The sequence below is a fragment of the Paraburkholderia sp. SEWSISQ10-3 4 genome (genome assembly GCF_030464785.1).
GTDB classification, from domain to species: domain Bacteria; phylum Pseudomonadota; class Gammaproteobacteria; order Burkholderiales; family Burkholderiaceae; genus Paraburkholderia; species Paraburkholderia aspalathi.
Genome location: NZ_JALPRI010000049.1, coordinates 1 through 1,001, shown reverse-complemented (window position 1 = coordinate 1,001; position 1,001 = coordinate 1). Strand labels below are relative to the sequence as shown.

The 1,001-nt window shown below is 61.8% G+C and carries 1 protein-coding gene; it reads right to left on the bottom strand.

The window, feature by feature from the left end:
- Positions 1–1,001: elongation factor Tu (tuf, locus tag M0D68_RS36565; protein WP_266226922.1), on the bottom strand; the 1,001-nt coding region annotated here is incomplete at both ends.

The following is a 1,001-nucleotide window of genomic DNA, read 5'->3' as shown; positions in this document are numbered from 1 at the left end:
ATCTTGGCAACCACACCTGCGCCGACCGTACGGCCGCCTTCGCGGATTGCGAAGCGCAGACCTTCTTCCATCGCGATCGGGTTGATCAGCTTCACCGTGATCGACACGTTGTCGCCCGGCATGACCATTTCCTTGTCCTTCGGCAACTCGATCGAGCCCGTCACGTCCGTCGTACGGAAGTAGAACTGCGGACGATAGTTGTTGAAGAACGGCGTGTGGCGGCCGCCTTCGTCCTTGCTCAGCACGTACACTTCAGCCGTGAAGTGCGTGTGCGGGTTGATCGAACCCGGCTTCGCCAGAACCTGGCCACGCTCCACGTCTTCACGCTTCGTGCCGCGCAGCAGGATACCCACGTTGTCGCCTGCCTGACCCTGGTCGAGCAGCTTGCGGAACATTTCCACGCCCGTGCAGGTCGTCTTCACCGTCGGCTTGATACCGACGATTTCGATTTCCTCGCCAACCTTCACCACGCCGCGCTCAACGCGACCCGTCACCACCGTGCCGCGACCCGAGATCGAGAACACGTCTTCCACCGGCATCAGGAACGCACCGTCAACTGCGCGCTCCGGCGTCGGGATGTACGTGTCCAGCGCGTCGGCCAGGTTCATGATCGCCACTTCGCCCAGCTCGCCCGTGTCGCCTTCCAGCGCCAGCTTGGCCGAACCCTTGATGATCGGCGTGTCGTCGCCCGGGAAGTCGTACTTCGACAGAAGTTCGCGAACTTCCATCTCGACGAGTTCCAGCAGCTCAGCGTCGTCCACCATGTCGCACTTGTTCAGGAACACGATGATGTACGGAACGCCAACCTGACGCGCCAGCAGGATGTGCTCACGCGTTTGCGGCATCGGGCCGTCTGCAGCCGAACACACCAGGATCGCGCCGTCCATCTGCGCTGCGCCCGTGATCATGTTCTTCACATAGTCAGCGTGGCCCGGGCAGTCGACGTGTGCGTAGTGGCGGTTAGCCGTTTCGTACTCGACGTGCGCCGTGTTGATCGTGAT